This window comes from Pseudoalteromonas sp. SANK 73390, assembly GCF_054966645.1.
Window position 1 is genome coordinate 21,602 of sequence record NZ_ARPN01000161.1, and the last position, 6,712, is coordinate 28,313.

At 40.6% G+C, this 6,712-nt stretch carries 6 protein-coding genes; 4 read left to right on the forward strand and 2 right to left on the reverse strand.

The features are described from left to right. Positions 1-22: 22 nt before the first annotated feature. Together SANK73390_RS19040 and SANK73390_RS19045 are read left to right on the forward strand one after the other, a co-directional pair. Positions 23-910 (forward strand): LysR family transcriptional regulator, encoded by an 888-nt coding sequence (locus SANK73390_RS19040; protein ID WP_462767945.1) that lies wholly within the window; start codon positions 23-25, stop codon positions 908-910. A gap of 181 nt (positions 911-1,091) precedes the next feature. After that, complete coding sequence (locus tag SANK73390_RS19045; protein WP_462767950.1) at positions 1,092-1,859, forward strand: alpha/beta fold hydrolase; 768 nt, start codon at positions 1,092-1,094, stop codon at positions 1,857-1,859. A 28-nt stretch (positions 1,860-1,887) separates the two neighbouring features. Here SANK73390_RS19045 and SANK73390_RS19050 read toward each other — a convergent pair whose 3' ends face one another. Further along, a complete protein-coding gene (locus tag SANK73390_RS19050; RefSeq protein ID WP_462767946.1) occupies positions 1,888-2,721 on the reverse strand; it encodes a VC0807 family protein in 834 nt (277 codons plus the stop codon). Between the two features lie 465 nt (positions 2,722-3,186). Between SANK73390_RS19050 and SANK73390_RS19055 the strand changes: the two genes are divergently transcribed. Beyond that, complete coding sequence (locus SANK73390_RS19055; protein ID WP_462767947.1) at positions 3,187-3,744, forward strand: hypothetical protein; 558 nt, start codon at positions 3,187-3,189, stop codon at positions 3,742-3,744. Between the two features lie 215 nt (positions 3,745-3,959). Beyond that, positions 3,960-4,484 (forward strand): hypothetical protein, encoded by a 525-nt coding sequence (locus SANK73390_RS19060; RefSeq protein ID WP_462767948.1) that lies wholly within the window; start codon positions 3,960-3,962, stop codon positions 4,482-4,484. 196 nt (positions 4,485-4,680) lie between these two features. On the opposite strand, the gene SANK73390_RS19065 is transcribed toward SANK73390_RS19060, so the two are convergent. Next, positions 4,681-6,543, reverse strand: a complete 1,863-nt coding sequence (locus SANK73390_RS19065) for a choice-of-anchor I family protein (protein ID WP_462767949.1) — start codon at positions 6,541-6,543, stop codon at positions 4,681-4,683. Between the last annotated feature and the right edge of the window lie 169 nt (positions 6,544-6,712).

Genomic DNA, 6,712 nt, shown 5'->3' on the forward strand with positions numbered 1-6,712 from the left:
CGTTCTAAATAAGAGAACACTTATGAATAGACTTAACTACCATCATTTGTATTATTTTTGGCGAGTTGCCACGCTTGGTAACTTAACTCAGGTAGCCAAAGAGCTGCATTTGTCACAATCGGCACTGTCTACGCAAATTCGCTCATTAGAGCAGCGCTACGGTGTAAAGCTATTTGATAGAGTGGGTCGTACGTTACGCTTAACGGATGCTGGACAACGTGTTTTGACGTATGCACAAGATATATTTAGCACCGGTGATGAACTTGAACAGTTACTAAAATTTGGGGTGGTATCAACTAAGCAATCTATTTCGATAGGGGTGTTAACGCATTTGTCACGAAACTTTGTTGAAGGGCTTATTGCGCCGTTACTGGCAGCGCAAAATATACAGCTTAAGCTCTCAAGCAGAGGGTTAGTGAATCTACTCGATGGCTTGATAAACCATGAGTTTGACTTTGTATTGACTAATCGTATGGTGGGTAACGACAACAACCAACAAGCTTGGCAACATCAGCTTTTGCGTCGTCAACCCATCTCAATTGTTGGGCCAAAAGGCCAAAAACCGAGCAAGCCCTTTCCGCAGGGTTACGAGGGAGTTAATTGGGTTTTACCCGCACTCAATACAGAAGTGCGCTCTGCCTTTGATTCTATTTGTGCAATAAATCAATACAAAGCAAATATTTTGGCTGAGGCAGACGATATGGCGATGTTGCGTTTGTTGAGTCGTGATAGTGGGGCGTGCGCTGTATTACCGCCATTAGTGGTATTAGATGAGTTAAAAAATGGTAGCTTAGAAGAGTATCAAGCGTTGCCCAGCGCCTTTGAGCACTTTTATGCTATTTCATTACCTAAAAAGCAGCACTCTGATGCGGTGCTTAACTTGCTAAAATCAAATGATGCTGATGTATAGCACATCATTTGATTTTAAAGTATTCAAACAGCGAACGGTATTTAAGTTGTAAATAGTAATAATAAACTTAGGTTTAAAACTCTAAATATATGAAATAGAAATAAAATAGTAATAATAAAGCTGGTAATACTCTGCTGTTTTATGGGACATTGAGAGTAATAAATAATCAGGGAGTGATGTGATGATAAGTCGTCAGGGGTTTGAGTATGCTTTAATGGGGTTTAAAAAACCGTCAATTGTTTTTCTTAATGGTTTTAGGATGAAGTTTGATACATGGAATCAAGTGCATACAACCCTCAGTGATAGATATGAGGTATTGCTTTATAATCGACTCGGTGTTGGGCAATCAAAAAAAGCACTTCAACATCAATCGGGCAAAGTGATTGTAGAGCAGCTCAGAGACTTATTAGCCGAACTTGACATTACGCCGCCTTATTTATTAGTTGGTCACTCACTGGGTGGGCTTTATGCAAATTTATATGCCCGCACATACCCTGATGAAGTGTCTGGTGTGGTGTTTGTTGATGCGCCTCATCCAGAAGAAATTGCCGCGCAGCGCCGGTTTTCTGCGCCTTTGCCGCTTCGTGTAATTAATGAGGGGGTAAAAAAGATTGAAAAGCTATTCGATAAATATAAGCACTCTGAAGATGAGTGTATTGATGAAACCGTGTTGCAAATTACCCAAGCTGGCGACTTTCCAGCCATTCCTGTGGCGGTACTATCAGGGGCCAAAAAAATGCCATTTGTACCACAAGCAGCGTTTGATATACATTTAGAGTATCAAAAAGAGTTACTTAAACTAACACCAAATGCGACGCACTATGTTTGCAAGCATAGTGGGCACTTTGTACAAATAACGGAACCAGAGGTAATCATAACAGCCATTGATAAGATGGTGCTTGAATTAGCTCAAAATGAGCATGATATTTACAGGAGCGTTGCTCTTTAATACAAGAGCAACCAAATTAACGTGCTGTTTATTGTTCAATCAACATTTCTTCAACTTTTAAGCCAGTGAGCTTTTTAAGAGAAGTAAACAAGTAATAGAGTGCCAGAAAAAACAAGATCATACTGGGCACCATAATCACTGGATAACTAATTGCCGTCATGCGGCCTAGCTCATTATTGTATGCCTCAGTGCCTGCTGGGCTTACCACAATCATTTTAGCTAATATGTAATTAAGTACTGACGATAAAAAGAACGACCCCGCTAAAATGTTAGACGCCACAATTTGCACTTTGGGTAACTTACTGGTGTTGCCTTTTTGCTCTAGCGCGTTTTCAATTTTGGGAATATCCATTACCTTTTCGTTAAACAACATAGTTTTAAGTAGTGGGTATTTGGTGTATTGACTGACAATAATCGCCACGCCAATGAGCCCGGGGATCAAGGCTTCTTTAATGGCAATATACTTTGCGTCAAGCTCCAATAGGCTAATGCCGCCCGTCATCAATACTGAAATAATGCCCAGCCCCGAGATAAAGTTAAACTTACCGGTTTTATTGCGCTCCCACAGACCAAAGCCAATAGGAAATATTAGCGCAATAATTACCCCAAGCGTTGGCCCTAAGTACTCAGGCCCAGAAAAGCGGGTTAAAATTACCACAGGAATAATAATGTTAAAAATAAGCTGGCTAAAAAAGCCCGTTGGTTTTTGATTGGCTGACGACACACATGCCTCGGTGAATTTAAATAATAATAGTTTGAGTGTACGGCAAACAGGTGGGGCGCGGCAAACAGTTGCGGTGGTAAATTTGTAGGCCGGTTGGGCAAAGTGCGTCTCGTTTAAGATAAGTTGGGGTTTAGACATTTAGTCTTGAGTTTTTAGCTAAGCGTAAAGACGTAAGCACTTGACCAACCAGTCACACTTATTAACTAATTTATTTGTCGAACAGGCAGTGAGAAAGTAACATAACTTAACTGATGCGATAAATGTTTTGTCGTATTAGGTACGAGAATATTAATATTTTCATATAAACCAATCCTTTGCGCGTAAATTAAACGAAAATCAATGTTGCCAAGTTGTGTACACTGGGTTAATATTGGCCGCAGAGGTGAGGGGTATATGCCTACACATAAGGATTAGGATGATGAAAACCTCAATGAAACTAACAATTAAATCAAAAAAACTAAAAGAACTATCGAAAGCGGATGCTAGAAAAATTAGCGGTGGTGCGACTAGTATAACTACAGTGGAGCCTCAGCAGGCACAAGGTGATTATTGGCTTACGAGTTTTACTCGGTGCTGCTAGGAAGAGAAAATTAAGGAGTGAATATGAATGAGGTTTTATATGCCCTAGGGTGGGTTTATAAAGGTTTGGTATTTTTTATTGTAATGTTTTGGGTAAAAGAGTTTTCTAGGCGGCGCTGGAAGTTATTTTTTGGCGTTAGAAGAGATTTAGTTTCTACTGAACAACATGAACTATATTCAAGTTTTTTAACCGCCTTTTGCTTTCTTATTTTTGCGTTTATTGGGGGGCAGCTGGAGTGGTTCTTATTGTCCTTGGATATGGATAAAGTTGAGAAAATAAAGCTTTTTTATACAAGTTTAGCGATTGTTCAGTTTACTTTTTTACTCACGTTGTTCTGTCTCCACTTAATTAGAGGTTGTACTTTTTCTCCAACCGCACGGCGGTGTTCATATGCAACCATAATATTCATGTCATTATTGGGGATGCAGCTAATTGCTCGTGGTTACTATGATTACCATAGCCTGAGCATACTCTATAAAATTGGTGGTCTGTTTTGTAACATAATCTCAATTTCAGCGCTAGCTACATATCCAGTAATAGCTGTAAAGGCTTATATAAAAGAAAAACGTGCAGCGCAATAACGTGACTATATAAAATCTCATTCAATCAAAATGGCGACATCGAGTCGCCATTTTTATTTTTAGTGTGTTTTTTTAAATGTATATATCTGACCTAGTGATTTTTAGCAAAAGCTGAGCGTTATCTGTCATGTTAAAACCGTATATTGATAACAAATACAGGAGTGATGTTAGCTTTGAGTTCATTTATAGAGTTTTTGGATCACGTAGCGATGATCATGACAGTTTACATTGGGCTGCTCCTATTGTGGTTTATTGTAACGCAGTTTCCGACCTATCGCTGGCGATTATTTTTTGTAAGAAAAGGCCAGCTTAACTCATTACAACAACATGAAATGTACTCTTGTTTGATTACGGTTACTTGCTTTTTTTGGGTTCGAGTACTTGTTGAACCACTTGAAGTCTATTTATTAATGTTAGACATTGACTTAAATAGTAAAATCAAAATTTTCTACTCATCACTGATGGGCACAAATACTATCTCTATTGCCAGTATATTTCTTATGCATAGATTTATTCGGTGTTTATTTTCTGTATCAACCCGTGTTTGTTTATATGCATTATTAGTGTGTACTGCTGTTTCGTTTATACAACTCGTTGCCAGAGGCTATTTTGATTACCATGAATTGAGTTTTGTTTATAAACTAGGTGTGTGGGGTGCAAATTTAGTCTCCATCTGTGCCATGTCACTTTACCCAATCAGACAAACTTTGGCTTATTTTAAACGGATGCGAGAGGGCTGATTAAATGGATTCGAGAAGGTTGAACCTTAGCTGCGCTCAAAATAGTTATCTAACCGACCTACAGGGGTAGGTCGGTTAAGCCGAAGGGTATTTTTTTGCACCTAGGTGAGCCGTTTCAACATGAGTTAAAATGGCTCACTTCACCTTGCGCAAAAGAAGCGCACTCACTTCGTTCGCTGTCGCTAGCCTTTTGCACCTAATCTTTCAATGCAATTTGCCAAACGGCTACTGAGCCAGAAATTTCATTACCCACAATCAGTAGTGGCTTGCCAGTAGCGCTTTGCTCAGCAGGTACAAATGCCATACCCTCTGGTGCTAAGTCGCCGCTTATATCTGCGCCTTCAACGGTGCCACGGTTATAAAAGTAATCCGCAAACTTCACGTCATAAGGATTGGTAATGTCGTAAACCATTACGCTACCCATGCGCTCTAAACCAACAAAAGCAAATAAGCGCTCACCAATGTAGCCTAAAGCCAGCGCTTCTGGCTCTGGACCTTTTGCATCAGAGCGTGTGTCGCCTTCGTTGGTATCTTCGTCGTTGTTAAATGCACTGCCGTGAATTGAGGCCGTGATGCGCTCAATTTGGTCGCCAGAATCAAATACCACCATACCGTTACTATCCCAAATGGTGAATGAGCGTGCGCCGTAAGTGTATAATTGCTCGTATTGACCATCGTTGTTGTTATCACCTTTAACCGTGGTTACTTTAAGGCGGCCAATATCATCGTTGTTATTGTTGAGGTAGGCAAAGTTATCTGCAAGGGTTAAATCTTTAGCGCGGCTTTCGTCAATATACGCTAAGCAGCCATCGTCTTTGTCGTAATCTAAACCGCCTTTGGCAGTACAATCAGCTTCGCTTGTGGTATCAAAGAAGTATTCTCGGCCATCCCCTTCGTTAGCACTAACAATAAAGTTAGCGCCTTTCCATGAAAAGTTAGAGATAGTATCTGGTTGATACATGCCGTATAGGCCTGGGTACGATTTAAAATTAATTTTTCCGTCTTTGTCTGAGGCGTCCATGGTTAGGTTTGACCAGTCTTTAAAGCCAAGACCCATCAGTTTTACACTATTATCGGTTAAATCAACCACCGCAATGGCATTGTTCTCTTGGATTGAAACGTAGGCATAACGGTTATCTTTTGAGATGCTGACATATTCAGGTTCTAAATCCATCGCAACGGTGGTATTAATCAAGTTACCGTTAATAGTGCGTCCTGTTGGATTAGCAAACACTATGCCTTGCGCTTCAAGCTCGGCTTGTTTGTCATTAAATGCCTTAAAGTCAATGTGCGTGGCGGTATCTGCTACTGCGCCATTGGTTATGTTAATTACACTGATAGTGCCTTCTGGGTCAACGCTGTAGTCACCTGCAGGTTCACCTTCATTGGCAACGACGGCTTTAGTACCATCATGGTTAAATGTCACCATGTCAGGCAATGCACCTACGAGTACGTTTTTGATAAATACAGGGGTATCGCCAGAGATATTATAAAACGCAATATGGCCTGCTTCGCCGGTTGTTTTAGCGGCCATTGCAACGGCTAGCATTTGGTTGTTGTTATCAATCGCAATACTGTTGGCATCGCCCGGTGTGTGGTCATTCAGTTTTAGTGTTAAGGCGCTGGTTAGGTTGGTGTTGGTCGTTACATTTTCGTTATTTTTAGCAAGTGCTGCACTGTCAAAAGACATCGCTGGTAACACTTCTACAACCGCTTGATCGCCTGAGCTGTTGATGGCATAAATCCACTTTTTAGAGGCTTGATAAGCTACAATTTCAGCGGCACCTTCTGGGCTTTGTGCGTTAAGTACAGCGCGGCCGACTAGCTGAATATCTAATAAACGGTTTGCGTCTTGGCCGTCTACACCGTTTTGTCCATTTGCGCCACTTTGTCCGTTTTGGCCATTGTCTCCATTACTGCCAGCGGGTCCTTGCTCGCCTGCAACACCTTGTGGGCCTTGTGCGCCATTTTTACCATTGTCACCGTCGAGTGAGCAACCAGCCAAAATAGCAGTAACAGAGAGTGCAATTAGAGAGTGCTTTAACGAATGTTTTAACATGTGAGACCCTTTTATTTTCATTAATTATAAAAAGGGGACAGTCAAACATAGGTTAATGACTTTGATATGACTTTATTATTTCAAATTTATGGCTGGGTATGAGTTTGAAGTTGACCAGTGTAACAATAGCAATGCAGTGCTATTCACTAATTTGGGGTATTGAGTGTAT